The sequence below is a fragment of the Paenibacillus sp. FSL E2-0190 genome (genome assembly GCF_037992965.1).
GTDB classification, from domain to species: Bacteria; Bacillota; Bacilli; order Paenibacillales; family Paenibacillaceae; genus Paenibacillus_AQ; species Paenibacillus_AQ odorifer.
On the sequence record NZ_CP150306.1, the window covers coordinates 2,454,982 to 2,481,797 of the forward strand.

Genomic DNA, 26,816 nt, shown 5'->3' on the forward strand with positions numbered 1-26,816 from the left:
ATATTAGTCGCGGTTGCCTAAAAAGACGGTGATCAAGCGGAGCAATTCAAGCAACGATACTAGAGCGGCTGCAACATAAGTTAAAGCAGCTGCGTTGAGAACCTTTGCTACTCCGCGTTCTTCTTCGTTGCGGATGAAACCTTGTTCTACCATGACCTGACGAGCCCGGTTACTGGCGTTGAATTCTACAGGCAGCGTTACGAGCTGGAATGCAACAGCTGCTGAGAAGAAAATGATACCCAAGCCTATAAGATTAAAGTAACCGAAGATGAAACCTGCCATCAGCATGAAAGGCGCGATGCCTGATGCGAAATTAACTACCGGGAACATCCGGTGACGAAGTGTCAACATAGGATAACTTACTTTATGCTGAATCGCGTGGCCTACTTCGTGACAAGCGACAGAAATTGCAGAGATGGAACTTTCATAATAGACAGGCTCAGATAAGCGTACAACTCTGTGGATGGGGTCATAATGGTCTGAGAGTGTACCTCTTACAGGTTCAATCGGAACATCGTGTAAGCCATTAGCGTCGAGCATACGTCTCGCGGCTTCATATCCAGTCAGGCCGTTCGAATTGGCTACCTTTGACCACTTGCTGAAGGTTCCTTTAACTCTAAACTGTGCCCACAATGAGAAAAGAAAAGCAATAATTACTAATAGGTACATAAACATAGATGCATTCCTCCACTGTATTGTAAATATGGTATTTACATTGGCGGTCCTTGCGTAAGCAATAGCCGGATCGCTTCCATGCAGGCTAATCCCTGAGGGAGCAGATTTGAAAGTACGCGACTGGCCTGTCCTGGCTTCAAACCACTAATAAGAGGTTCAAGGGCTTTTACTTCCCGTTCTAGCCGCTGCATTTGCTGCTCTAACTCAACTAATTTATCAGAGACGTCAGTTTCTGGTGTTGCCTCGTTCCATTTGCCTAGCATAGATTTGATTTCTTCCAATGAATACTTGTCATGCTTTAATTGAGTAATACGTTCTAAAGCAGCCAAGGTTTCATGGCTGTATAGCCGATAATTTTTGGTGCTTCTAGATTCCGGGGAGATTAATCCCAGTTTCGTGTAATAATCAATAGTTCGTTCACTAATGTGAGCAGCCTTAGCTAATTCTCCAATTCGATACAAAATCATATCCCCATTTAATCTCGCCTCACTAATTGAATACGACTGCCGATAAGTGGCGGTCATCTCCTAAATTGATGGTTTCTTATGCTATCTGTAATGATAACAAACTGGAAACCATACAGTCAAACGTCATACTTTCATAAAGTATATGCAGTAAAGAAGGGTTAATTCATGAACGGTGAGCTGTAGTTTCTATACAATACACTCAAACTCAAAGGGATATCAAATTTGAAGAATGATTGGGGTTGAAAACTATAAGTTACCCCAATACATAACATTAAATGTTATGTATTTTGTGATTTTGGTAAAAGATGCGTTCAATTATCAGGTAATATAAATGAGGTTGTGCGCGTAGTTATTTTAATGAAAATGCAGCTAGAATCAGGCCTTTAGGACCTCTAGTCCATTAGTACTGTGAAAATTTCGTGTGCTCAAATAAAATAAAATAAAAACATTCCTAAAATAGTCTTGTCAATTTACCTGACTTCTGATTATAATGACATTAAGAGTTTCACGCTTTGTTAGAAAATATAACATTGGGGAGTGGGGTAAAAATGAAAAAGAAATGGTTGATGATGTTACTGGCCATGATTACACTGATGATTTATCCGGTAAGTGCTTTTGCAGCAGACGGTCCGACGAACGTAGACTTACAAGTCGGATTGGACACAGCGTTTACCTTCCTGGCATTCATTTTAGTATTCTTTATGCAAGCAGGGTTTGCAATGCTCGAAGCGGGTTCGGTTCGGATGAAGAATGCAGGGCACGTAGCAGGTAAGACAGTACTTACCCTGGCTATCGCAAGTCTTTGCTTCTGGGCTATCGGCTTTGGACTTGGTTTCGGTAACGGCAATGGCTTCTTCGGTACTACAGGCTTCTTGTACGGAGGAGATTCAACCGCAGCTTCTTTTGAATCACTTGCATTTTCTGATGTTACTTTAAATGTTAAATTCTTATTCCAAATGGCCTTTGCAGCAGTTTCCTTGGCTATCGTATCTGGTGGTATGGCAGAACGTGCGAAGCTAAGTGTGTATATCATTTTCGGAATTTTGTTCTCCGTCGTAATTTATCCAGTTGTAGCTCACTGGGTATGGGGCGGTGGCTGGTTGGCTGAGCTGGGTATGCAAGATTATGCAGGTTCCACGGTTGTCCATCTTACAGGTGCAACGGCAGCAGTGGTAGCAACCATATTGCTTAAGCCTCGGCTTGGTAAGTTTAATAAAGAAGGTAAACCCGTGATCATTCCAGGTCATAACCAAGTATTTACTGTACTCGGTGTTATTATCCTCTGGTTTGGTTGGTTCGGATTCAATCCAGGTAGTGCTTTGTCCCCAATGGGCGGTTTCTTCGGTCACGTAGCCCTAACAACGAACATCGCAGCAGCAGCAGGTGGTTTGGCAGCATTGATTGCTTCTTGGTTGTACTTTGGTAAGTCTGATATTCCAGCAATGCTGAATGGTGTTCTGGCTGCATTGGTTGCAATCACAGGAGCGTGTGCTTTCGTTGATCCATGGGCAGCAATCATTATTGGTTTTGTAGCCGGTGCTTTTACTTTCATGACTTCCCAATGGCTGGAACGTGCAGGGCTTGATGATCCAATCTATGCTTTCTCGGTGCATGGTATTGCGGGGATGTGGGGTGCAGTTTCAACGGGTCTGTTCGCTGTACCTGAGCTTATCACTAAAGGCGGCTTGGTAGGTGAAGCTGGGTTGTTCTACGGTGGTGGTTTCCATCAACTAGGCGTTCAAGTGCTTGGTGTGGTTGGAACATTTGTTTTCGTAGCCGTTCTTTCTTTCATCATCTTGTATGTAATGAAGGTAACTATCGGACTTCGCGTTACAGAAGAAGAAGAATTAATGGGTCTGGATATCAGTGAGCATGGTACTTACGGATACCCTGAGCAAATGAAATTGATCGCAGATTCGGAATCCAAAACCCTTAAACAATAACATTTCAACTCGGACAGGGAGGCGGACCGTGTGGCATCGATGGAGTTAACAGATGAGTATAATGAAGAAAGCTTTAGGACCATCGTATTGGCCGGTTCGTCAGAGGAGCTTAGGGAGAGGCGTGTTGCCTGTCAAAAAGTACTTCTCGAACAGTTGAATGTTATTCCTATAGAGGAATGGATGTTCCGTGTGAATACTATGCATGATCTTATTGCCCAAACCGCAGTACTCATATGTGAGGCGCAGATGAAAGAGGCGGGCTATGGCCCGCCTCCCTGTGCTTATTCCTTTATTGTGTTTGGCAGCAGTGGGAGGCAGGAGGCAACGCTTTGGAGCGATCAGGATAATGGCCTGATAGTCGAAGGAGAGCCTGATGGGGAAAAAAATCGCTATTTCGAATTTTTCGGAACTTTGTTATCCGATATGCTTGAAGAAGTAGGATATGAGAAATGTGCGGGGAAGGTAATGTGCTCCCAAGTCATGTGGCGTAAGACATTATCTGAATGGATAGAGCAGCTTGATAGCTGGAGAACTCAGTTGGAATGGGAGCCGATCCGGTATCTTATTATCTCTTCTGATATGCGTCATGTGGCAGGAAGCGTGAAGTTATCAGCGAAGTGGCAAGAAGCTTTCTATGAAGGCTTTGCGGAAAATGAGCAGCTGTCTAATGCTGTTCTTCGCAATACAGTACGCCACAAAGCGACTTTGAATTTACTGGGACAGGTGTTAACAGAACGGTTTGGTGATTATGCAGGCGGATTTGATGTTAAGTATGGGGTCTATATTCCGTTAGTGAACATTGTTAGACGGTTGTCATTACTACATGGCATTAGAGCTGGCTCGACATTAGAGCGGATTGAAGCGCTTGATAGGCTTGGGAAATATCAACATTTAGAGGATATCCGCAGAGCTTTCTTATTAGCAATGCGGTTGCGAGTGAACACGCCATATAGTGTTCAGGATGGATTGTTAATCAGCAGTGATTATGTAGCTGAGAGTGAATTGAAGAATAAGCAGCTGCTGTCTGAGCTGCGTGAAAGCCTGCTGCTTGTCAGACGCCTTCATCGGGCGCTGCAGCGTCAGCTCCGCTCAGCGGAAAGGTGGCGGTCATGAGGGAGCCGAACAAAAGCGGAGGATTCTGGAGTAATCTAAGACAAGGTGGAATGCCCTCGGCAATTGCTTCGATGAGAGGTGGAGAAACTGCACAACAGACTGCGCAGCAAATGGCCTTTATTAGATCTTTGATGCGAGAGAAACGGCGGCCTGAGGTGCTGCATACCCCATTGTCTGAATTAGAGACAGTGATCTTTGATCTAGAGACTACAGGCTTTTCCCATCAGCATGGGGATGAGATTATGTCTTTCGGAGCCGTCAAGGTCATTGGAGAGCAGATTAAAGAAGAGGAATGCTTTTATACACTGGTGAACTGTCAGACGGCTATTCCGGAGGATATTACAAGGCTGACTGGGATTACGGAAGAAATGACACAATCCGCTCCCTCCTTAATGGATGGCCTTCATAATTTTATGTCCTTTGTAGGTCAGAATGTGCTGGTTGCACATGCAAGCTCACATGATAAGGCTTTTCTTAATGCTGCTTTATGGAAAACCTCTAAAGTTCAGCTAACACACCGTGTGCTGGACACGATGATGTTAGCGCGATGGCTTGAGCCACAGCGAAGTAATTATTCGCTGGATGAGCTGCTATATGTACATGAAATTCCGATTCATGGCCGTCATCATGCCTTGGAAGACGCAAAGATGACAGCACAGCTGTGGGTGATCTACCTGCGGGAAATTTCGGAGCGCGGCCAAGTGGATACCTTGGGTGATCTTTATGCTTATTTAAGTAGAACGTGAAGCGGGGCTTGAGATAAACCGCGGAACAAATTACCGCCGCGGTCATCAGGCAAACGCTCAATATAAAATCCGTTCAGAATGGGATTGCCGCTATCTTTGGTGTTGGGAGAACCTATAAGATAAAGCGCAAACTCAGGTCCTAGTGCTGTTAGTCCTTTATAATCGGCAACTGAAGGGATAGGTGCTGAATGTGGGTGGGAATGAAATAGTCCGATGATAGTTGGTTCATTGTACAGTGCATTAATCCACTCTTCAGGGTGGGGAGTAAAGGTGTGCAGCGGGTCTGGCGCTACGTTGCGCAAGGGTACGTAAGTATCTATGAGCATGCCACCCGCTGCGGCAGCACCCAGCAGGACTCCGCATGCTTCATGCGGATAACAGGACAGCAGGTGCTTCCCCAGTGCTTGCTGTACGGAATATTTCAGTCTAATAGGCTGGACATTTCCCTGGAATGCTGCCATTTGTTCACCCCTCTCTCTTCATTAGGGTTTCGTCGCAGACGAAACCCTCTTTTTTATTATAAAAGTATATATTATTGTGTAAAAAATGGATGGTTTGAAATTTAACCTATTGAGGGTACAATAGTAGAAAACTATTCCAATCGTAAAGGAACAGATGACTATGAAAGCAAGTAATAAATTAAATATAACAGTATTACTCATAGTTGTATGTGTTGCTGTGTTTGCGGTGTGGTATAATCGTGAGCCAAAAGCAGAAGCTGTGCTTGCGCAACAAAATGAGCTGCCGATGAAGAGCGGACCTAAGGCTGGACTGCGTGCACCTTCGTTTTCACTTCAGGGAACAGATGGGACTACCTATGTTGTTGATGGCCCCAGAGATAAAGCGGTAATCCTTAATTTCTGGGCTTCATGGTGTGATCCCTGCCAGCAGGAAGCTCCTGAACTTAATACCATGGCCACTAAGTATAAGGATGTTCTAGATATCTACGGTATTAATGTGAGCAGTCAGGATTATAAACCCAATGCTGAACGTTTTATCAAGAAATACGGTCTTGTGTTTCCGGTTATGTTTGATGTAAAAGATGAGGTGTACAGCAAATATAATGGAGCTGTTTTTCCCACCAATGTGCTCATTGATAAGAATGGAGTGATCTCTGAGATTATTCTAGGTATTCTTAGCCCTGAAGAGTTGGAGGAGAAAATAATCAAGCTTACCGAATCATGAAGCAGGCTGTCCCATGTGGAGACAGATCTGCTTTTTTCTCCAAACAGCAAAAGTCTACAGATCAGCGATTCTTCTTTTTGGAGGATCGCTGATCTGCGTTTTTGGTCAGCCACGATTTGCTTTAGTTGACCCCAAGCATTAATTTCACTATACAGTGGAGCAGAAATAGCTGGAACCCCGAAGGAAGCCTCGTTGTACAATTGGGGAGTTTTTCCCTATTATTTCGAGATCTCGGGTCATTCAACGAATAATTAGGGAAAATATCCCTCTGATCTAGCTGTTTTGGTGGAAAATAATGAAATCACCCTGATTTTTAGGGAGGAATTCCCTGGTTCTGTTCATTTATAGCGAATATCGGCTATTTTCAGGGAGTTTTCCCCTAATTACTCTACCGCACCCGCACTCGCCCCCGCGCATCCCGCACCGCACACTGCCCATTGCTCACCACCCACCACCCAAAGTCTATGGGCTAAAGCAATAGTCCGTTACACAGACTATTTAATAAAAAGAAGCTGCCCTAAAAGTAGAATTCTACTTTTGGGAAGCTTCTTTTTTGTCTTACAAAATTCTATAAGTGATCAATTAATGATTGACCAGGCCTCTAGGTTCACTGCTGGTCGTCTTCTCATTCTCCAAAGAGAGCTCATTGAGAAGCGCGTAGCGCATACTGTCAACAAGTGCCTCCCAGCTGGCTTCAATTACGTTACTGGAGACACCAACCGTACTCCAGGTGTCTGTGAAGTTCTTGGATTCAATCAATACCCTTACCTTCGCTGCAGTCTGATCCTGTTCATCTATTACACGGACTTTATAGTCGGATAGATGCATTTCCTTTAATTGTGGGAAATAGGTCTGTAATGCTTTACGAAGCGCGTTATCGAGTGCGTTGACTGGACCGTTACCTTCAGCAGCGGTATAAAGATTCTCACTGCCAACTTTCAGCTTCACGAACGCTTCAGATACTACTGGATGTTCTGCGGTTTTCTCAACTAACATCTTGAAGGATTCAAAGGTAAAGGTTTCATTCATCTCGCCAGTAGCTTCCCGAAGGAGTAGCTCCAGTGAGGCATCGGCACCTTCAAACTGATAGCCTTGATGTTCCATCGTTTTGATTTTCTCGATCACCCGGCGAGCCTGCTCGCTGCTTGGATCCAGATTTAAACCCATATCCTGCGCTTTGGAGAGTACATTGCTCTGTCCAGCAAGTTCGGAGACCAGCACCCGCTGCTTGTTCCCGACAAGCTCAGGAGCGATATGCTCATAGGTCCGTGAATCACGCATGATGGCGGAGACATGGATTCCACCTTTGTGTGCGAAAGCTGCATTTCCGACATAAGGCTGATTTACGGGCAGATTAACATTGGCAACTTCACTAATGTAGCGGGCAGTGTTGGTAAGCTGTGACAATGAATCGCCTGGAATACAGTGATAACCCATTTTGATCTGTAGTGTAGGAATAATAGAACATAGGTTGGCGTTGCCACACCGTTCACCGTAACCATTAATGGTACCTTGTACTTGCCGTGCTCCAGCTCCGATGGCGCTAAGTGCATTGGCAACCGCTAGCTCACAGTCATTGTGAGTGTGAATTCCGAGATTGGCTCCGGGCAATTGTTGATTTAGAGCGGTAACAATCTCATGAATTTCGTAAGGTAAGGTCCCACCGTTGGTATCGCACATTACAAGCCAATCTGCTCCGGCTTCCCGGGCTTTGGACAGAACAGCTGCTGCATATTCAGGATTATTTTTGTATCCGTCGAAGAAATGCTCGGCATCAAAAATCACTTCAAGGCCTTGGCGTTTCAAGTAGGATATGGAGTCGCCGATCATGGCGAGATTCTCCTCAAGCGTAGTCTGTAATGCAGTGTGTACATGAAAATCCCAAGATTTTCCGACGAGTGTAGCAGCAGGAACCCCTGCGTCAATCATACGTTTTAAATTGTCATCGTTTTCGGCCAAGGAATTCTTCCGCCGAGTGCTGCCGAACGCTGTAATTTTGGCGTTCAGATGAAGCTCCTTGACTCTTTTGAAAAATTCAATGTCTTTATTGTTGCTTCCCGGGATGCCACCTTCAATATAGTGCACACCCAGATCATCGAGTTTCTTGGCAATCTTCAGCTTGTCGTCAGCCGACAGACTGATGCCTTCACCTTGGGTGCCGTCGCGTAATGTAGTATCGAAGATGGAGATGGACTTAGACATGAGAGTCCTCCTTATAGGGAAATGAATTTATATATTATAGCATTTTTACGCGGGAATGTAACAAAGAACTTTACAGCCTCTTAAGTTGACCTAACCGCAGCGGAGAGTTATTCTAAATTGGACAATAGAAAACCTGAGGATAAGAAGGTAGATATTGTGCAGAATGTTGATCAGTATTATCCAACGAGTGGCAGGGTTATCCTGCATGTCGATATGAATGCTTTTTACTGCTCTGTGCATGAGGCAGAGGACCCTGACCAATATAGAGGCAAAGCTACTGCGGTTGCGGGTAGTGTTGAATTGCGGAAAGGGATCATAGTGACTTGTTCCTACGTCGCCCGCAGAATGGGGATTTCGACGGGAATGCAGGTTCAGAAGGCGCTTCGTATTTGTCCATCGCTTATCGTTATTAAACCGGACTTCTATTTATACCGCAAATATTCTAATGCTTTTATGCAGATTGCATATAGCTATACTCCGTTACTGGAAGCAGTGTCCATCGATGAATGTTACCTTGATATAACTGGCTCCAGACAATTCGGTACACCCATGGAAATAGCGGAGACGATTCAGCGCCGTATAATGGAAGAATTGGGCTTGCCATGCTCAGTGGGGATCGCTCCCAATAAGCTGCTTGCGAAGATGGCTTCCGATTTAAAAAAGCCAAACGGCATTTCGGTGCTGCGGCTGCGGGATGTGCCTAAGATTTTATGGGACAAGCCTTGTAACGAAATGTTCGGCATTGGTGGAAAAACAGCAGAAAAGCTCCGCAAACTGGGCATTTACAGTATTGGTCAATTAGCAGCGGCTGATGAAAATATGCTGGTTGAGAATTTCGGAGTTATGGGCTCATGGCTAAAGCGTGCTGGCAACGGTATTGATCATGGGATCGTTAATCCTGAGCGGGAGCAGAGTAAGTCGATTGGACACACCACAACATTGCCGCGGGATGTCATAGGTCTTGCTGAGGTACGACCGATTTTGTTGAATTTAAGTGATCAGGTAGCCCGGCGCTTGCGTAAGCAAGGTCTTGTTGCCTCAGGGGTGCAGCTGACCATTCGGACACCCGATATGAAGACCATAACCCGTTCGCGTCAGCTAGAGGCTCCTTCGGAGAGTGGGGAGGATATCTACAAGTCCGTCTGCGATCTATATGTTCGTCATTGGAATGGGGAGAAGCCTGTGCGGCTGCTGGGTGTGACCCTGCAGGGCTTGATTGCTAAAGAGGATTCTGCCATTCAGCTTGATTTGTTCGATTACGAACGTCAGCCTAAGAAAGAGTCTCTTAACAAGACTATGGACATGCTACGTAATAAATTCGGTGAAAATGCAGTGTTGACCGCCGGGATGTTAAGCGATTCTCACTCTGCAAGGCTCCGCAATCATAAAGAACGTGGCACTTCGTTGCAAAAGGATAATCTTCTATCTGTCGAGTCTGATAAAGAGTAACAAGAACATTCTATGACATGTCAAAATAGATGCCGTAGAATGCGTCAGAAATGCAAACGTATTGAAAATCGATTGAAATTGTATTCTTTTTATATTAATATGAGAAAATATAAGACGCTGGTACAACAGCGCTGTATTGTTCAACGGGAGGCAGAGATAAAATGGCTAAGTACACTTGGGTCGAAAAAGACACTTGTATCGCTTGCGGTGCATGTGGCGCAACGGCTCCTGATATTTTTGATTACGATGACGAAGGTTTGGCAGAAGTTATTTATGAAAATGACGGAAACCACGGCATCACAGCGATTCCGGATGATTTGTTTGATGATCTCCAGGATTCTTGTGATGGATGCCCAACCGACTCTATTAAAATTGCGGATGAGCCTTTTAACAAAGAGGGCTAATTAGCCGGGATTTTGTAACTTCTAGCACAACATAAAGACATCTCCTGCGAACTTTTGTTCAGCTAGGGATGTCTTTTTTGCGATGTCTGACCGATATTAATGTAGGAAGGAATTATAAAATTTCGGAGGTTCCGATGAAAAATTCTCAACACCTCAAAGCATATGTACAGATGCATCCAGACAATAAGATGGCATGGTACTTGCTGGGTAAGGAATACTATAAGAACGGTCAACAGGGGAAAGCTAACTATTGCTTCAATCAGGCTGGAGAAGTATATGAAGCTTTCGAGCATAGTAAGGTGCCTGCGGAAACGCTACGGGAATATGAGGAAGGGCTGCTTCAGGCAAGCCGCCAGCGGGACCGAAGGCAGCAAAGATTCCGCTACATTATGCTTGGGCTGATGCTTCTATTACTGGTTATGGTGCCATCGGCTGTGGCTCCGGGTCTAGATATTGCGGGAGATCAGGATACGGTCCAAGACACGGTTACTTCTGAAGTTAAAGATCCGCTTGATCAAAAAGATGTTGAGAAGGAACCCGTTCTAGAGGCACGAAAAATGATGTATACAGCGCAAGAGAGTGGAGCTTCTGCTTCGTCAGGGAAGCTGATGGCAACTATGCTAATGCGCGAGGAACCGTTTCAAGCTGCTATTTTGGGCATGGAGCGGGAAGGGAAGTGGCTGCTGTGGAAAGAGAAGCTTCCGCTTAATTCCACACTGCAGAAGAATGGGAACGGACGGTTGGTATACCAATCCTATGATCCAGCAGCATGTGCATGCGAACCGCCAGAGCAAGGGGAACTTGCGGTGGATGCAGCTAAGTGGCAGGGGGCTCAAGAGGAGCTAGCTACATTATGGAGTGCAATGAGGTCTTATCAGAATCATAAAGGCAAGCTTCCGGCTTCTTTGGCGGAATTGACCAGACCTTTTCCGGAAAATTGGATTGGCGGGACGACACCAGTTATGAAGCGTGAGTTCAAATCTCTTAAGGAAATCGCAACTGCTAAGGCACTGGGTACACCGGAAATTGCGGGTGAGCCTTCAAGCTCAACTGCTGAGGCGGGAATGGTCATACCGACAGCGTTAAGTGAGAGTGGAAGTAGTGGAAAGGGTGTTCCCTTTTTTGACCAGCCGCTTAGAGTGATTGTGGATAAACAAAAACACCGCTTGGCAGTAGTCAGCGGCTCTGTTATTCTACGAAATTATGAGGTAGGGCTTGGGGGAGACAAGACTCCGGAAGGCAACTTCATCATTACAGATAAAGTGGTCAATCCAAACGGTCATGATAATGGGGAGTTCGGAAGCCGCGGACTACAACTTTCAGATAGTAATTATGCTATTCATGGCACCAATGAGCCAGAAAGTGTCGGCAAGGATGAATCCCTTGGCTGTATTCGGATGAGTCGAGAAGATGTGGAAGAACTATTCGCTATGATTCCAAAAGGAACAAAAGTGGTGATTAGTAAAGGGGTTCTGCCTGACAAGCAGCTGCTGCCGGCGAAACGCTTCAACCCTGCTGCTCCATATGATCAGACCAACCCCCACAAAGTATACCACTGGCTGAATTAGTTCCCGGCAACTATAAACAGAACGATGATGAGAAGAATTAGTAAAGTTAAACTTACGCCGATCCACATTAGCGCTTTACGATTAACTTCTTCTTTCTTTTGCTGCAAAGTTGGTGGTTTACGTTTAGTTGACATCCAGCATACCTTCTTTCTCTCTTAATCGCTGATTACCCCTATATTGTAATGCGTTTACAAGAAAATTACTATACTTTGGGTTAAGCTCTCTGCACACTTACAGGGTAAAATGCTTTTCTTTTGTTCAAGAAAAGGCTAAAATTAAGAAGAAACCTACAGAATCGGGTAGACACGTGGATTAGTGAAGTACCCCTTAAGGAGCGAGAACGGTGTTGTATCGTAATTTTGGTAAACCAATTTTCTTTAAGCTGGACCCTGAGAAGGCTCACCATCTCGTCATAGGTGGATTGGATAAATCATCATCAGTTCCAGGGGGAAGCGCGGCATTGCGTTTAATGTATGGCGTTCCTGAAACGGCAGATTTAGCAGTTGATCTGTTTGGCATACATTTTCCGACTCCAGTTGGACTGGCAGCAGGCTTGGATAAGAATGCCGAGGCCGTTTCTGGATTCTCTTCGATCGGATTCGGATTTATGGAAGTGGGGACGGTTACCCCTAAGGGACAACCGGGAAATGATAGCCCGCGTTTGTTCCGTCTTCCCTCTGATGAAGCTCTGATCAATCGTATGGGCTTCAATAACGAAGGGGCTGACGCTATGGCTGAGCGTCTAAAAAAATTAAAAAATCGCAGAGTTCCAATAGCAGTAAATATTGGACGGAATAAAATAACTAGTAATGAAGCGGCTCATGAAGATTATCGTCAGTGTATCCGTACGCTTTATCCGTACGGTGATTTTTTTGTGGTCAATATCAGCTCACCAAATACACCGGGGCTGCGCAGTCTCCAGCATGGCAGCGAATTAGCGTTCCTGCTGGCACAAGTAAAGGAAGAAATGGAGATTCAGCGTAAAGCCACAGGCCTGAATAAGAGCTTGTTGGTTAAGATTGCTCCAGATGTAAGTGACTCTGAGTTGGAGTATATGGTTCAATCACTGACAGAAGCTGGTATGGATGGTATTATTGCTACGAATACTACATTGAACCGGGATGGACTTAGTCATGAAAAGGCTAATGAGACAGGTGGATTAAGCGGTAAGCCACTTCGTGACCGGTCAACGGAAATCATTCGTAGGATTTATCGCCAGACTGAAGGGAAGATGCCGATCATAGGTTCAGGGGGCATATTCACCAGTCAGGATGCGTATGACAAGATAAGAGCAGGCGCAAGTCTGGTCGAAATTTATACAGCACTCATCTACGAAGGACCGGAGGTTAACCGCAGGCTGCATGCCGGATTACGGCAGCTCTTACGGCGGGACGGATTCAGTCATATCTCTGAAGCAGTGGGTGCTGATCATCACTGATTGAAGGAGTCGAAAGGACAGGAGGACGAAGGCGATGGACGGCAGGGACTGGGGAACTTTTTTGCTTCCATATGAACAGACTGTGGAAGAATTGAAAGTTAAATTCAAAACAATGCGTTCGGAGTTGAAGAAAAGAGAGGAATACACGCCGATTGAATTCGTAACTGGTCGTGTAAAGCGGCTGTCAAGCATTTTGGAGAAGGCTAAGCGCCTGAATGTGAAGATGGAGGATCTGGAGACAGGCATTGAAGATATAGCCGGGATCCGGATTATGTGCCAGTTTGTGGAGGATATCCGCAGAGTGGCCGAATATATCCGGGCTCGTAAGGATCTTGAAGTCCTGTATGAGAAGGATTACATCACCAATTATAAAGAGAGCGGGTATCGCAGCTTTCATATGATTATTAAATATCCTGTGCAGACAGCTCTGGGACAAAAAATAGTGCTCGCAGAGATCCAAATTCGTACACTAGCTATGAATTTCTGGGCAACCATAGAGCACTCTCTGAATTATAAATATCGGGAAAGCTTGCCGGATGAAATGCGAGTGCGCCTGAAAACCGCAGCTGAAGCAGCCTCCATCTTGGACAGCGAAATGTCCAGTATTCGTGATGAAATCCTGGAAGCGCAAAAGACCTTCGAGGAAAACTCGAATATGACGACTCAAATTCTCAAATCTATTCATCAATTGTATTTCTATCATTTGGTGAATGAGGCTATAGATACTCAGGCTCGATTTAACGAAATATGGCAGGCTCAGGACATGGAAGCGATGAAGGAGCTTCTGGATCATGTACGGGGACTTCTCTCCGCAGCTAAAAAGGATAGTTTGCCGGATGGCTTATGATCCGTTGTACTTGGCGTATCTAGTGTACTTTAATCGTGACCGGGATTATTTCGAATGTCACGAGGTGCTCGAAGAGCTATGGCTTGCCAAGCAACGCGACCCATTGTACAAAGCACTTCTCCAAGTAGCTGTTGGGTTGTACCATTGCCGTAATAATAATATGCGTGGTGCAACGATTATGCTAAGCGGGGCTGCTGCCAAGCTGGAAGAATATTCAGCAGTGACACTCGGCATTAATTTGGCTAAGCTAGTGGTGGAAGTGAAGGATTATGTTCGCCGCATGGAGTCGTGTGAGCAGCAGCCATTTTCTTATTATGATCTGACTATAGAAATCATTGATCAAGGTCTAGCGGATGAAGTGAACTCTGCGGCTGAGGTGATCACACCGAATAATCCTCAACGACGAGGTCCTCAAAGACCGACCTCTTCTCATCGTAAATAATGATCCTCTATAAATGAGTATTGCCAAAGGGACACCCGTAAGGGTGTTCCTTGAATCTTTAAACACCTAAATTTTAGCAGTACTATCAGGAGGACGGCATCATGGCGGCACAACTGCCCAGTTCTTTCAGCGAGCGTATGATGGACTTGCTGGGAACGGATTATAATCAATTTGCGGATTCGTACAAGGAGACCCCTAACGGAGGCGTTCGTGTTAATACCTTGAAAATTTCAGTGGAGAAATTGCAAGCTCTTTCCACTTTAGAGCTGGAACCCATTCCGTGGTGTCCAACCGGATTCTATACAGAGGATGGGGCCAGACCAGGTAAACATCCACATTATCACGCGGGATTGTATTACATTCAAGAGCCAAGCGCTATGGCACCTGTGGAACTGCTTGATGTACAGCCAGGAGATCGTGTTCTTGATTTATGCGCTGCACCTGGGGGCAAATCCACACAGATTTCTGCCAAGCTCTCAGGAGAAGGCTTGTTGGTTACCAATGATCTTCATCCAGAACGCACGAAAGCCTTAGCCAAAAATCTAGAGCTATATGGGGTGCGCAACGGTATCGTGCTAAACGAAAGTCCAGATCATATTGCAGCGGCATTCCCGCTTTATTTTGACAAAATCTTGATTGATGCTCCTTGCTCAGGTGAAGGGATGTTCCGTAAAGATGAAGACATGGTGAAGCAGTGGGATTCAGGTACACCTGCCAAATATGCTGCCATGCAGCGGGATATTTTACGTTCTGCTGCAACAGCGTTGGCACCGGGAGGTACACTTGTCTATTCAACCTGTACATTTGCTACAGAAGAAAATGAAGAAATTATAGCGGAGTTTATTTCTGAACATCCACAGTTTTCGGTGATTACAGTTGGAGGCACTGGCTCATTTGCTCCTGGTTTTGGAGAACTATCAGGGACAGCAAGACTATGGCCGCATAAAGTAAAAGGTGAAGGACATTTCATGGCTGTGCTGCAGCATGTGGGGCCAAAGGTATCTGCAGAGGAACGTGATCAAGCCGAAGTTAAGTTGAGTGCAGTTACACGGAATACGAATAAAAAAGGCACTGCTCATATTAAATCCGCAAACAAACCAGAAGCCAGACGAGGGAAAGAAGGTAAGTTCTCTAATAAATCTGCTGCTGGCGCTGAACGTGGCCGTCAAGGTTCAGGAGAAGAGCAAGCCTTGGCTGCATATGGAGATTTTATAAAAGACCAGCTTGGCTGGGAGCCAAAAGGGTATCCGATTTTCTTCGGTGATCATCTGTACATCTCCCCACTACCTAAGGAAAGATTAAATGGATTAAAGGCGATTCGTCCAGGATGGTATGTAGGACATGTCCGTAACGGCAGATTTATCCCAGGACATCCAATGGCTACCGCGTTACACCCTGAAGAGAGCTGCCGAAGTGTCTCACTTTCCAGTACGAGTAATGAAGCTATTTCCTATCTTAAAGGAGAGACATTGTTGATTAGTCAAGAACGTCTCTCTATTAAAATAGGAACTACCCAAAAAGGATACGTACTGGTCTGCATAGATGGTTATAGTGCAGGCTGGGGGAAGTGGCAGGACGGTGTGCTCAAGAATGAATATCCCGCAGGCTGGAGGTGGATGTAAGAATGAGCCTATCAGGGAAAACTGCAAAAAAGCAGCGTTTAGATAAAGTATTGTCCCATATGGGGGTAGGATCACGCAGCGATATTCGTAAACAAGCCAAGCAAGGTTTAATTACCGTGAATGGTGCAGTCGTCAAGGATAGTGGATTTCATGTAGACCCGTATCACGATAAAATTGTGGTTGGCGGCGAGCTTGTTACCTATCGTGAATTTATTTATCTTATGATGAATAAGCCACCGGGAGTTCTGTCGGCAACAGAGGACAAGCGGGATCGGACCGTTCTGGATCTTTTAAAGCAGGAATATGTACAGTTTGAACCTTTTCCTGTAGGAAGGTTAGATAAGGACACAGTAGGGCTGCTTCTGCTCACCAATGATGGAAAGCTTGCTCACGAGCTACTATCGCCACGCAAGCATGTCCCTAAGACGTATGAAGCTACAGTTGAGGGAGACGTAGATGCAGACGATGTAGCGGCTTTTGCGGCAGGTGTCGAGCTGGAAGATGGATATGTTACTTTACCTGCACAGCTAACTATATTGGGAAGAGAACGCGGCAGTAAAGTAATCTCACATATTTCGCTGATCATCACAGAAGGAAAGTTTCACCAGGTGAAGCGAATGTTCCAAGCTGTCGGCAAAAAAGTCACTTTTCTGAAACGAGTATCTATGGGAGAATTGAAGCTGGATGAAAGCCTGCCACTGGGAGCTAGTCGTGAACTTACGCTAGAGGAACTGGCACTCTTAAGTACAGAAGCATCAGAACAATAATATAGAGAAAAAATGGTATGTAAATTGAATTTGGAAACTTGGGATTAGGGAATGGAGTGGCGGAGGGGAAATTTGGAACTGTAAAAGCGATAGCGACCGCCTTTGTTTCCGGATTTCAACCACTAGTAAACGGTATAAATCAAGAAATCTGGAAACAACAGCGGCTGGAAGTCCAAATATTAACCGCAGTTGCGACTGAAACTTAACTCAAATAGCCAGGTTCAATATATATAGAAAAAGAAAGACAAGGATGGTGGGAGTATGAGATACAAACTGATTGCACTAGATGTAGATGGTACACTGTTGAATGATGATCACCACTTGAGCACTGAGAATAAAGAAGCCATTGCTGAGGTTACGCGTCTTGGCGGGCAGATCGTGTTATGTACCGGCCGCAGTCCGCAGAACTCGATTCCTTTTATGGAGGAAATGGGGCTGTCTGGTTATGTGCTGGGTCATAATGGAGCTGCTACGGTTCGTGTGAAAGATCGGGAATTGCTGCATCAATACGGTATGGATGCTCGTGGTCTTGACCCTTATATTGATTATTGTAGAAAGCATGATATTCATTATGATGTGAATACGGCTTTTGATATGTATGTAGATAATGTAGAAAACCTGACCAAAGAAGCCAATTATATGTATGAACACTTCCGTATCATGCCGGCTACACTGCCAGCATGGGAAGATTTCCGTGAACCGGTTGTTAAGTTTACTGTATTTACACAACCAGAAATCCTTGACGAAGCTGAACGTGAATGGCGTACTTGGACCCATGAGTACAATATTTTGCGCAGTGGTGAATTTTTCGTTGACTTGATGCATCCGGAAGCCTCCAAGGGCAACGCCTTAAAGAATCTGGCTGTGAAGCTGGGAATTCCGCAAGAGGAAGTTCTTTCGATCGGTAATTATTTTAATGATATTTCTATGCTTACATACGCGGGTATGGGCGTTGCGATGGATAATTCTCCGGTTGAGGTCAAAGCGGCAGCGAATGCTGTCACGGGGTCTAACAACGAGCATGGTGTGCGAGATGCGCTGGTTAAATATTGTTTATCTTAATAATGGAAAGCATAAAGCGGACTTGAGTCCGTTCTATGCTTTTTTTGTTGTGAAGGAAATAAAAGAGAAACATAAACAGAAATGATTTTATCCATAAATAACCCGCCCTTAGGATTAACTAGAAAGGGCGGGACATAGATTAACTTCCTGCATTAAAGTTTAATTTCCTCGTTCCGACTAGGATCGCTATATTTATAGATTCCAGGGTTCAGTTCGATTTTTTCGTCGAAAGGGATATCTTTGTAGCTATCAATATTAGTTCCTGTAGATATCATGCCCTTAGGTGTAATTTCAGGCACCACTTCTTTGCCATTAATCCGTAACGTAGTTTGGTTAACGCTTTTGAAGCCAGAAGATTTGGATGTTGATTCGACAATCAAATTTTCGCCCTCAGTATAGTAAGTGAATTCAATTTTTAACCCATCGACATCAAGTGAAGTGAACTGCTTTTCTTCTTTAGGTTTGTTTATAGTGATCCAATTCTTAGTAGTATCACGTTTCTCAATGACAGCATCCTTTAATATAAGTTTCATTGGAACATCGGACCAGTCGTTATACCATTCCGGAGATTCGAATTGAAATAAATGCTGGTAGCTTTCGGAATGATCTCCTTTCAAATTCCAACCCCCAGTGATTGTTTGATCACCTATAACCAACTGAGCGGTATTATAGTGGACAATTCCTTTTTTAAGCGAATCATTTTCATCTATTAGAATTTGGATATCCAAAGGGGTAACCACTAGCTGATCTAAGGTTATGCCGGTCTTTTCTTGAAATTCAGGACTGTTATACAGTTTCTTAGTGTAAATCGCCTCACTTGCTTTTTGTCCATCTGCTTTAAAATCGAACTTCCACGTACCTGAAAATCGTTTCGCTTCTTCAATGTAACTAAAATGAAGACTAGCTTCCTTCCAATCTGATTCAGTTATATTGAAAACCTGTTCAATAAATAAATCCGATCCTTCGTTAGGCATGATGGTTGGAATTGCTTCATTCTTTTGACCACCAGTACTAACTACCAAATGTGGATTACCCCGTCCTAAGTCAGAGGGTGATGCAGCGACTTTGTAACGGATAATGGTTTGATTGGAAACATATCGAACGGATTCGATTTGAATGCTTGGATATTGCTTAACTCCAGTATTGATAGTATCCCCTGCTTGATGATTAGATTGTAAGGGAATATTCCGATCACTGTAAAAAATGAGATTCCGTGCTTCAAACCTGTAGTCCTTTTTATCATCCTTTAATGTATCAGGTGTCTCATATACTCCAATGAGTTTCTGGCTTTCAGGATCGTATTCTAAATAACCGTATACCTTTGCCTTGGCGCCGGATTCACTAGTCATGATGTTTTCCTCTGTAGCAAATCCAGTATATTTGGATAGATCAGATTTAGTATCAAGTGATAACAGCATTTTCATTTTTTCTCCATCAGTTACAACACCGTTCAAATTCATTGTTACTCCTGAACTGGAAGTTTGAAGATTATACTGTTGACCGATGCCGTTATTTAATGCATTGCTCACACTTCGACCACCAATTTTATCCCAATTAATCGTCATACTAGCGAATACAGGAATGGCTACAAGTAAGAGGCAAGAGAAGACAATACTGATAGGAATAACCTTTTTATTAGACCTAGGAGTATTCTGGGAGGCATGCAGATTTCTTTGACGTGTATAAGCTTCTTGTTCTATGGCAGTCCACATCAAATCATAATCCGGTCGGGGAATATGTTTATCTTTTTCAATATACAGACTCATTACTATTCAGCTCCTTTAGTTGGGTTCCACCCATTCTATTTAGTATTTTAAGTCCCTTGTTCAGTCTGGATTTTACAGTTCCTTCGGGTATGCTCATAACTTTAGAGATCTCGGGTACAGTCAATTCGTTTATAAAACGAAGGACTACTACCATTCTGATTTTGTCGGGAAGCTGACTGTATAACCCTTGTAATTCTTTTTTAGTTTCCTGTCGATCCAAACGTTTTTCTACAGGGTTTGATTCCTCAGACCTGGATAGTAAATAATTACGTACTTCTTTCATCCACCCCGTCTTACGCCTTTTGATCACACTGTTGCACTCATTCGAAGCAATTCGTAAAATCCAAGCTTTCAAGTTTCTTACCTTCGACTTATCCGCTAAGATAACTTTTACAAATACCTCTTGGGAAATATCCTCCGCATCTGCCTGATTTTTCATTAAGTAGTAACAAAAATAATATACTTGTTCTTTATAGAGCTCGAAAATTTCCCGGTCACTCATTTTGCTGCACCCCCTGTCTTTACTGTTCTCATTAATAAGACTTATAAGCGTATGTAATCGTTCATTTTTCATTTTGATTGTAGTATTTCTTCTGAGTATCATAGCGAATTCGAATGGAAGATAAGTCGTTTACAGGTAATTATAACCATGATAAAATTAGCGGTGGGACATGCGTCCGTAATCTATTAAAACTAATTGAATGTCCGCGTTAAAGGTAAAATCATCGAAAGATGATGACACAAAGCCATGGGTCTAAAGCCTTTCGACAGAAGGAAATGATCGCCAGGCCGCCATAGGGATGTCTTATGAAGCATAAAGGATAGCTCTAAGAATATGTAGTCTATTTTGAGCTCTTTTATTATTTCGACCTATACGGCGTTACATTATCGCAAGGGGCCGAAAGGGGAAGTACATGAACAGTTTTTTCAAAACAATAGGTACTAGTTTGGCAGTAGGTGCTTTATTGCTGTCCGGAACGATCGGATGGATGTCTAATCCAGGAGTAGTGTCAGCAGCTACCTCAACAGTAGTAACCGCGGATCAGATGATCAGTAAAGTAACGGCAGCCTCCAAAGCAATAAAGAATTTCCATCTGGATGTGACCAAAAAACAGGATATTCAAAGCGGCGGGGTGCGTATCAGCAACACCAACACTCTGAAGCTGGATATCAACCGTCTGCCGAATTTTGCCGCAGCAGGCACTGTCGCTAGTAGTCTTTTAGAAACATCGTACAGTCTATATGCCAATGACAAGGAGTTTTACTATCTTGTAGATGGAAGTGAACTGATCGATGAATCTGAAGATGAAGGTTACGACGATGACGGGGAGCCAATCGATCCTGATGCACAATATTGGCTTGGACTGGAGAAAACGGAATGGGATGCCTTTTACTCTAAAGGCCAATACGATCCTGTTTCCATGCTTGATTCGGTCAAAAGTTATAAAAAATCCATGAAAGTCAGCACTGCTGGCGCACAAACAGTCTTACAATTCACGGTAACCGATCCGACAGCAGCTAAGGGGATAATCAAACTCTATGACCAGGAGAACCTCTGGGATGGAGAGACAGTTCAACCCAAAAGCGTAACGTGGAAATTATTCGTCAATACTAAGACCTGGCAAACGGAAAAGCTGACAGTCGATCTGAGTTATGTGCTGGTAAGTGATGGAGCCAAAGATACATACACCACGAAAATCGAAGCTAAATATTCCAAAAATAATAAAGGTGCAGCCATTGTAAAACCGGCCGAACTAGAATAATAAGGACGATTCATAACGAGCGAAAAGCGCTGTTCAGCGGAACAGCGCTTTTTGTTGTATCCAACAGCAGTTCTTTATTAGTTGACAAGAATAAATCATTGCTGTAATTTATATGTATGCGCATGTATATAATAATTTATCTAAATATAATTTAATGAAAGTTGGGAAAAAGATGATAGCACTAGACACAGCATTAACTTTTCGCAGAGGGCTGACATTAAAAAACCGAGTGGTTATGGCTCCAATGACCACACGAATGAGCTTTTATGACGGTGTAGTAACACAAGATGAATTGAAATACTATTCGCTAAGAACGGGCGAAGTAGGTGCGGTCATCACTGCGGCAGCAAATGTACAAGAGGGTGGAAAAGGATGGGAAGGTGAACTTAGTGTTTCCTCCGATGAATTTATTCCTAGCCTTAGCCGATTAGCATCTACTATTAAACGAAATGGAACAAAAGCTATTTTACAGCTATTCCATGCAGGAAGAATGACAGATTCAAAAATATTGCGTGGCGTACAACCCGTTTCCTCCAGCGCCATTGCTGCCGAACGCCCGAATGCAGAAATTCCAAGAGCATTAACAGAAGATGAAATTTTCGGTGTAATTGAGGATTTTAAAAAAGCGACTCAACGTGCTATTCAAGCTGGATTTGACGGGGTAGAAATTCATGGAGCAAACACATATTTAATCCAACAATTCTTCTCTCCACACTCCAACCGTCGTGAAGATCAATGGGGAGGAAGCTTAGAGAAAAGATTTAATTTCATTAACCAATTAGTGGATGCAGTTATTGCTGTCGTTGACAATTCAGAGGTTAAGGATTTTATTGTCGGGTATCGTTTTTCTCCAGAAGAATATGAAGAGCCTGGAATTAAAATCACCGATACCTTTTATCTCATTGATAAATTAGCTGATAAAAAGCTGGATTATCTGCATATTTCATTAGGGGACTTCAAGAAAGTATCTGCATCAGAAGATTTTAAAGAAAAATCAATCCTGCAATATGTGCATGAGAAAATCAATGGCCGTATACCTTTAATTGGGGTAGGAGATATCCGTACCAAACAGGACGCAGAGGACACGTTGACAAATGCTGAATTAGTAGCAGTAGGACGGTCTCTTATCATTGATCCTCATTGGACAAGTAAAGTACTGGAGGGTAAAGAAGATCTCATCAGAAGAGTACTTGCTGATCAAGATAGAGAAGAACTTGTAGTAGAGAATGGTATTCTAGAATTCCTTAAATTAATGATGCCTGATCGTTTACGCTAAACCCAAACACAGTTTTGAGGTCTAAATCTATAACGTTCCGCGGTAAATTCCGCGGAACGTTATTTTTCTGTAACGACTCTATTCCCTCTTTAAGATTGTTGTCGTATGTTTCAACATTCGATTCATGAGATTTCGCCGTTCTGTTTTTATGTCGGTGTCGCTTCTCTTTAATGCGTCGCGGATGGGGATGATCTCTGTAATTTTCCTGCCGCTTTTTATTCTTCGATCTACACAAGTCGGGATGTAACCTACGTTAGTTATACTCGTGTGTCCTTTTTCATCCTTCTTTATTTTAAGCGTAAGAATGATACCGCTTTGTGTATAAGGAATATTCATTAGTTTAGTCGAAACAAAATTCCCCAATGAGTAAATAACGAATTGTTTTTTTCCACGAAGCGCTAACGGTTGAAGAACATGTGGGTGAGACCCCAGTATGATGTCGGCGCCATTTTTAAAGAAGAGATTGACCAGCTCTTTTTGCCTCTTGTTTGGAGTGTAACGATATTCGCTTCCGAAATGCAGATAAAGCAAGACTAGATCGACTTTCTTTTTTAAATCTCGAATCTCCCGAATAATCTTGGGTGTAGATATCCGGTTAACCAGCCATGGCTTACTCACTGGTACAGGAATTCGGTTGGTTCCTGCTGTGTAGGAGAGGATGCCAATCGTAATTCCTTTGACGTTTTTAATAAGCGTTCTTTTGGATTCTTCTAATGATTTAGCTGTTCCCGTGTGGTCGATTCCATTACGGTCCAGAACTCGTAACGTCCGAACCAGACCCGGGGCACCATAATCCATGCAATGATTGTTGGCCGTTACTAATACGTCGAATCCGGCTTCCTTAAGTGCAGGGGCCAGTTCGTCTGGACATTTGAATATCGGACCGCCTGATCGGGGGCTTTTCCGGCATTCGGGGCCGCTTCCAGCAAAGGTGGTTTCGAGATTGCCAATCGTCAAATCAGCCTGTTTCAGATAAGGAGCTACTTTTGCAAACAGGGGGCTGAACGAATAGGTTCCGTCAGGCTGTTTAGCATCCGAAATAATATAACGTTTGACCATTAGATCTCCCACAGCAGCTATTTGTATTTCAGTCATGGATATCCACCTTTTTATTATTTTCATTAGTATATGGCATAAAGTTGTTATGGGTTATTCTTTCTTTAAGGCGAAGTGCAAACATTTGTGTGGCTTTTTATTTAAAATGTGACTCAACGCATAATCACTTTATTTAGATCGTCTAAATTTAAGGTATTCATTTTTTTCAAACTTTTATAATTTGATTCAAATCCTCTTTTTTGTTTGGCAGCCATAATAAAATAAGGTTGTTGATAAACATTATCAATCAAACATTGGAGGTTAAAGAAATGAGTACACAATTCAAAAAAATCGCCGAGGATACTTACTGGATAGGCAAAATCGATAACCGCCAGGTTCCATTTCACCGCCTGATTCTGGCAAAAGGAACTACCTATAATTCTTATTTATTAAAAACAGGTAAGCCAACTGTCATTGATACCGTAGATATGGAATTCGGACGTGAATATGCCGAGTGTCTGGGTGAAATGATTGATCTTCTAGATATCCATTACATTGTAATTAATCATACAGAGCCTGATCACTCTGGTGGACTGGCAGCTCTCGCTGCCAAGGCTGCAAATGCCACGATCGTATGCACCGAGATTGCTGTTCCCGAATTGCAGGAAATGTACAAGCTTCATAGCCGGAACTTCCTGGTGGTTAAAGACGGAGATAAGCTGGATATTGGCGGGAAAACGCTGCTGTTTAAAGAAACACCGTATCTCCATACCGCAGAAACGATGATCACCTATTGTATCGAAGATCAAATCTTATTTCCTTGTGATATTTTCAGCACGCATGTTGCGGTGGAGAATCTATTCAGCGATGAAGCCGGGTTTGATATTACGGAAGATTTCGAGGGCTATTACGCAGCAATTATTCATCCTCACAGAAGATATGTAAGAACCCTGTTAGAGGCTGTTAAGGATCTTGAGATCCGGATGATCGCTCCTTCCCATGGATTTGTGATCCGGAAGGACATACGTAAATATATCGGGATGTACGCCACATTGAGCCGTGAAACGACGCAAGGAAAAAAGGCAACCATCGTATATACCACCATCAAAAACAGTACCAAGAAGATGGCCAAAATCATACAGGATTGCTTGCAGGAAAATAATATAGAGACAGAGGTCTGGGATGCAGATAAAAGTAGTGCCACTGATATTCTGAACAGCATAACGTCAGCGGACGCGGTCTTTATTGGCAGCTCCACTAAATACGCGGACATGATTGGGAACCTGGAGAACATTCTGAAAGAATTGCACAATATGAATCTGGAAGGTAAACTTGCTGCAGCCTTTGGCTCCTACGGCTGGAGTGGTGAAGCCATTGAAGTCATTCAGGATTATCTGAATGGAACAAACATGACGGTGCAAAGCACATCTGAGGTTATTAAAACCACGGGGATGACACATGTAGAGTTCCCTGTACGAATCAGATTTTCCCCGAAAGAGCCTGAGAAAGTTCAAAAAATTAAAAATGCGGCTGAATTTGTTTCGGATTTGCTGCTGAGTTCATTTTAGGGAGGAGGAACATAGGATGACAAAACATTACGTTATTGTTGGCGGAGGAGTAGCCGCCGTCCATGCCGCCAAAGCCATCCGTGATCAAGACGCAGAATCGGAAATTTCGATCCTCGGGGAGGAAAGTCAACTGCCCTATAACCGGATTAAGCTGACCAAAGGGCTGTTTACCGACCTGCACAGTGAGAAGGTGCTGATTAAAAAGGAAAAATGGTACCGCGATAACCGTATCTCCGTAAAAACCTCGACCCGAATCCGTTCTGTCCACCCGGACCGGCAAATAGTTGTGACAGAAGATGGGCAGAGTGTTTCTTATCATAAGCTTTTATTGTGTATGGGAGCGAAGAATCGTGCACTCTCCCTTGAGGGCTTCGCCCTGAACAATGTTCATACCCTCCGGGATATGAACGACGCGGACAGATTGAAAGAAAACCTGCAGGATGGCAGCCATGTAGCCGTAATCGGTGGGGGAGTGCAGGGAATCGAAACCGCTTGGGCGCTGCATGAAGCTGGATATCAGGTAACGGTGATCGAAGCTTTTCACCGGTTGATGGGCAGACAGCTTGATGAGAAATCCTCACAGCTCCTTAAAGAGAACCTTGAACAAGCAGGTGTGAAGGTTATTCTTCGAGCTGATGTAGCGTCTATAACAGGAACTGAGTATGTTACCGGAATTACGCTGCACGACCAATCTCATTTTTCCTGTGACCATGTAGTCTACTCTATTGGTATTGTACCGAATACGAAACTGGTAAGTGGCTCGAATATTCAAGTCCGGCAGGGCATTATCGTAAATGAACAAATGCAAACAAATGATCCGCATGTGTATGCAGCCGGAGATGTGGCTGAAATTAACGGGCATGTGGAAGGACTGTGGGGCGGAGCGATTGAGCAGGGCAAGATTGCCGGCAGTAATATGGTTGCCAATCTGACGGCGTATCGTAGAGCTGTTCCGGTTACCTTGTTTACCGCCTTTGGTATCTCTTTATTTTCGATAGGCAACGTGGATGAACAGTGTTGCGATACGGCGGTAAGCGGAGATGACAATGGGGCGTATACGCGTATCTATGTGAAAGATAACACAATGATCGGTGCGATATCCTGGCAAGGTGCAGCTGCTTCTCTGGGGTATAAAACCGCTGTTGAGTATGGCATCTCCCTTGAGGGGATCGATGTTAACGGGAGTAGCATCGAGGAGATTATGGCTGAAGTACAAACCAGGTTGAACTAAACTATTAACTTTTTAGGAGATGATAAAGATGAAAAAATACATTTGTCTACCCTGTGGTTATATCTATGATCCGGCATTAGGCGATCCCGATGGGGATGTTGTTGCAGGCACTGCATTTGAAGACTTACCTGAAGATTGGGTCTGTCCGGTATGCGGTGAAGATACCAGTCATTTTGCGCCGGTTGAAGACAAAAAAACTTCTGTATCCTAAAGGAAAGTAGGAGTTGTACAAAAAAATGAACAACAG

At 43.8% G+C, this 26,816-nt stretch carries 26 protein-coding genes and 1 riboswitch; of the genes, 18 read left to right on the forward strand and 8 right to left on the reverse strand.

Annotated elements, in window-relative coordinates; all coding sequences use genetic code 11:
• Positions 1-3: 3 nt before the first annotated feature.
• Positions 4-675, reverse strand: coding sequence for a zinc metallopeptidase (locus NST25_RS10450; protein WP_076125126.1), 672 nt, complete (start codon positions 673-675; stop codon positions 4-6).
• A gap of 35 nt (positions 676-710) precedes the next feature.
• Complete coding sequence (locus tag NST25_RS10455; protein WP_036689305.1) at positions 711-1,142, reverse strand: MerR family transcriptional regulator; 432 nt, start codon at positions 1,140-1,142, stop codon at positions 711-713.
• Positions 1,143-1,690: 548 nt separating this feature from the next.
• Here NST25_RS10455 and NST25_RS10460 point away from each other — a divergent pair.
• Genes NST25_RS10460 through NST25_RS10470 form a run of 3 tightly spaced genes read left to right on the forward strand, consistent with a single transcriptional unit; the run spans position 1,691 to position 4,944 of the window.
• Positions 1,691-3,085 carry an ammonium transporter gene (locus tag NST25_RS10460; RefSeq protein ID WP_036689307.1) on the forward strand — a complete coding sequence of 465 codons (1,395 nt, stop codon included), beginning with the start codon at positions 1,691-1,693 and terminating at the stop codon, positions 3,083-3,085.
• Between the two features lie 39 nt (positions 3,086-3,124).
• A complete protein-coding gene (locus tag NST25_RS10465) occupies positions 3,125-4,198 on the forward strand; it encodes a DUF294 nucleotidyltransferase-like domain-containing protein (protein WP_076184365.1) in 1,074 nt (357 codons plus the stop codon).
• A complete protein-coding gene (locus tag NST25_RS10470; protein WP_076191346.1) occupies positions 4,195-4,944 on the forward strand; it encodes an exonuclease domain-containing protein in 750 nt (249 codons plus the stop codon). The genes NST25_RS10465 and NST25_RS10470 overlap by 4 nt, the downstream gene beginning before the upstream one ends.
• On the opposite strand, the gene NST25_RS10475 is transcribed toward NST25_RS10470, so the two are convergent.
• Complete coding sequence (locus NST25_RS10475; protein WP_076125127.1) at positions 4,926-5,405, reverse strand: M67 family metallopeptidase; 480 nt, start codon at positions 5,403-5,405, stop codon at positions 4,926-4,928. The two genes, NST25_RS10470 and NST25_RS10475, sit on opposite strands and share 19 nt — an antisense overlap.
• A 160-nt stretch (positions 5,406-5,565) precedes the next feature.
• Between NST25_RS10475 and NST25_RS10480 the strand changes: the two genes are divergently transcribed.
• Positions 5,566-6,129, forward strand: a complete 564-nt coding sequence (locus NST25_RS10480) for a TlpA disulfide reductase family protein (protein ID WP_076191350.1) — start codon at positions 5,566-5,568, stop codon at positions 6,127-6,129.
• Positions 6,130-6,711: 582 nt separating this feature from the next.
• Here the strand turns inward: NST25_RS10480 and cimA are convergent.
• Positions 6,712-8,331, reverse strand: a complete 1,620-nt coding sequence (cimA, locus tag NST25_RS10485; protein WP_076191352.1) for a citramalate synthase — start codon at positions 8,329-8,331, stop codon at positions 6,712-6,714.
• A 156-nt stretch (positions 8,332-8,487) separates the two neighbouring features.
• On the opposite strand from cimA, the gene NST25_RS10490 reads away from it, so the two are divergent.
• The 3 genes from NST25_RS10490 (at position 8,488) to NST25_RS10500 (ending at position 11,752) form a co-directional block, all read left to right on the forward strand.
• Positions 8,488-9,780, forward strand: coding sequence for a DNA polymerase IV (locus NST25_RS10490; protein WP_340394391.1), 1,293 nt, complete (start codon positions 8,488-8,490; stop codon positions 9,778-9,780).
• Positions 9,781-9,941: 161 nt separating this feature from the next.
• Complete coding sequence (locus NST25_RS10495) at positions 9,942-10,184, forward strand: ferredoxin (protein WP_036689316.1); 243 nt, start codon at positions 9,942-9,944, stop codon at positions 10,182-10,184.
• Between the two features lie 134 nt (positions 10,185-10,318).
• Positions 10,319-11,752, forward strand: coding sequence for a L,D-transpeptidase (locus NST25_RS10500; RefSeq protein ID WP_340393943.1), 1,434 nt, complete (start codon positions 10,319-10,321; stop codon positions 11,750-11,752).
• Here NST25_RS10500 and NST25_RS10505 read toward each other — a convergent pair.
• Complete coding sequence (locus tag NST25_RS10505; protein WP_167348489.1) at positions 11,749-11,886, reverse strand: hypothetical protein; 138 nt, start codon at positions 11,884-11,886, stop codon at positions 11,749-11,751. The genes NST25_RS10500 and NST25_RS10505 overlap by 4 nt on opposite strands.
• Positions 11,887-12,095: 209 nt before the next feature.
• On the opposite strand from NST25_RS10505, the gene NST25_RS10510 reads away from it, so the two are divergent.
• The 6 genes from NST25_RS10510 to NST25_RS10535 all read left to right on the forward strand — a co-directional run bounded on the left by NST25_RS10510 (position 12,096) and on the right by NST25_RS10535 (position 17,930).
• Positions 12,096-13,190, forward strand: coding sequence for a quinone-dependent dihydroorotate dehydrogenase (locus NST25_RS10510; RefSeq protein ID WP_076130115.1), 1,095 nt, complete (start codon positions 12,096-12,098; stop codon positions 13,188-13,190).
• A gap of 34 nt (positions 13,191-13,224) precedes the next feature.
• Positions 13,225-14,037 carry a GTP pyrophosphokinase family protein gene (locus NST25_RS10515; RefSeq protein ID WP_036689325.1) on the forward strand — a complete coding sequence of 271 codons (813 nt, stop codon included), beginning with the start codon at positions 13,225-13,227 and terminating at the stop codon, positions 14,035-14,037.
• Positions 14,027-14,479 (forward strand): DUF309 domain-containing protein, encoded by a 453-nt coding sequence (locus NST25_RS10520; protein WP_076130116.1) that lies wholly within the window; start codon positions 14,027-14,029, stop codon positions 14,477-14,479. The genes NST25_RS10515 and NST25_RS10520 overlap by 11 nt, the downstream gene beginning before the upstream one ends.
• Positions 14,480-14,580: 101 nt before the next feature.
• A complete protein-coding gene (locus NST25_RS10525) occupies positions 14,581-16,101 on the forward strand; it encodes an RsmB/NOP family class I SAM-dependent RNA methyltransferase (RefSeq protein ID WP_076140926.1) in 1,521 nt (506 codons plus the stop codon).
• 2 nt (positions 16,102-16,103) lie between these two features.
• A complete protein-coding gene (locus NST25_RS10530) occupies positions 16,104-16,868 on the forward strand; it encodes a pseudouridine synthase (RefSeq protein WP_076280959.1) in 765 nt (254 codons plus the stop codon).
• A 261-nt stretch (positions 16,869-17,129) separates the two neighbouring features.
• Positions 17,130-17,930, forward strand: a complete 801-nt coding sequence (locus NST25_RS10535; RefSeq protein WP_340393945.1) for a Cof-type HAD-IIB family hydrolase — start codon at positions 17,130-17,132, stop codon at positions 17,928-17,930.
• A gap of 152 nt (positions 17,931-18,082) precedes the next feature.
• Here the strand turns inward: NST25_RS10535 and NST25_RS10540 are convergent, their stop codons facing one another.
• Positions 18,083-19,696: a DUF4179 domain-containing protein gene (locus NST25_RS10540; RefSeq protein ID WP_076280259.1), complete on the reverse strand. Its 1,614-nt coding sequence runs from the start codon at positions 19,694-19,696 to the stop codon at positions 18,083-18,085.
• Entirely contained in the window at positions 19,680-20,198 is a 519-nt protein-coding gene (locus tag NST25_RS10545) for an RNA polymerase sigma factor (protein WP_076301217.1), read from the reverse strand. The genes NST25_RS10540 and NST25_RS10545 overlap by 17 nt, the downstream gene beginning before the upstream one ends.
• Before the next feature lie 203 nt (positions 20,199-20,401).
• A riboswitch (cyclic di-GMP riboswitch) is annotated at positions 20,402-20,493 on the forward strand.
• A gap of 117 nt (positions 20,494-20,610) precedes the next feature.
• Between NST25_RS10545 and NST25_RS10550 the strand changes: the two genes are divergently transcribed.
• Both NST25_RS10550 and NST25_RS10555 read left to right on the forward strand, forming a co-directional pair.
• A complete protein-coding gene (locus NST25_RS10550) occupies positions 20,611-21,459 on the forward strand; it encodes a DUF6612 family protein (protein ID WP_076186691.1) in 849 nt (282 codons plus the stop codon).
• 112 nt (positions 21,460-21,571) lie between these two features.
• Positions 21,572-22,735: an NADH-dependent flavin oxidoreductase gene (locus NST25_RS10555; RefSeq protein WP_339190466.1), complete on the forward strand. Its 1,164-nt coding sequence runs from the start codon at positions 21,572-21,574 to the stop codon at positions 22,733-22,735.
• A 78-nt stretch (positions 22,736-22,813) separates the two neighbouring features.
• On the opposite strand, the gene NST25_RS10560 is transcribed toward NST25_RS10555, so the two are convergent.
• Positions 22,814-23,830: a CapA family protein gene (locus NST25_RS10560; RefSeq protein ID WP_076130122.1), complete on the reverse strand. Its 1,017-nt coding sequence runs from the start codon at positions 23,828-23,830 to the stop codon at positions 22,814-22,816.
• Between the two features lie 269 nt (positions 23,831-24,099).
• Between NST25_RS10560 and NST25_RS10565 the strand changes: the two genes are divergently transcribed.
• The 3 genes from NST25_RS10565 to rd are packed head-to-tail and all read left to right on the forward strand — an operon-like array spanning position 24,100 to position 26,780.
• Positions 24,100-25,338, forward strand: coding sequence for an FprA family A-type flavoprotein (locus tag NST25_RS10565; RefSeq protein WP_036689344.1), 1,239 nt, complete (start codon positions 24,100-24,102; stop codon positions 25,336-25,338).
• Positions 25,339-25,354: 16 nt separating this feature from the next.
• Positions 25,355-26,569, forward strand: a complete 1,215-nt coding sequence (locus tag NST25_RS10570; RefSeq protein ID WP_340393947.1) for an FAD-dependent oxidoreductase — start codon at positions 25,355-25,357, stop codon at positions 26,567-26,569.
• Between the two features lie 28 nt (positions 26,570-26,597).
• Positions 26,598-26,780 carry a rubredoxin gene (gene rd, locus NST25_RS10575; protein WP_076304806.1) on the forward strand — a complete coding sequence of 61 codons (183 nt, stop codon included), beginning with the start codon at positions 26,598-26,600 and terminating at the stop codon, positions 26,778-26,780.
• Positions 26,781-26,816: the final 36 nt, after the last annotated feature.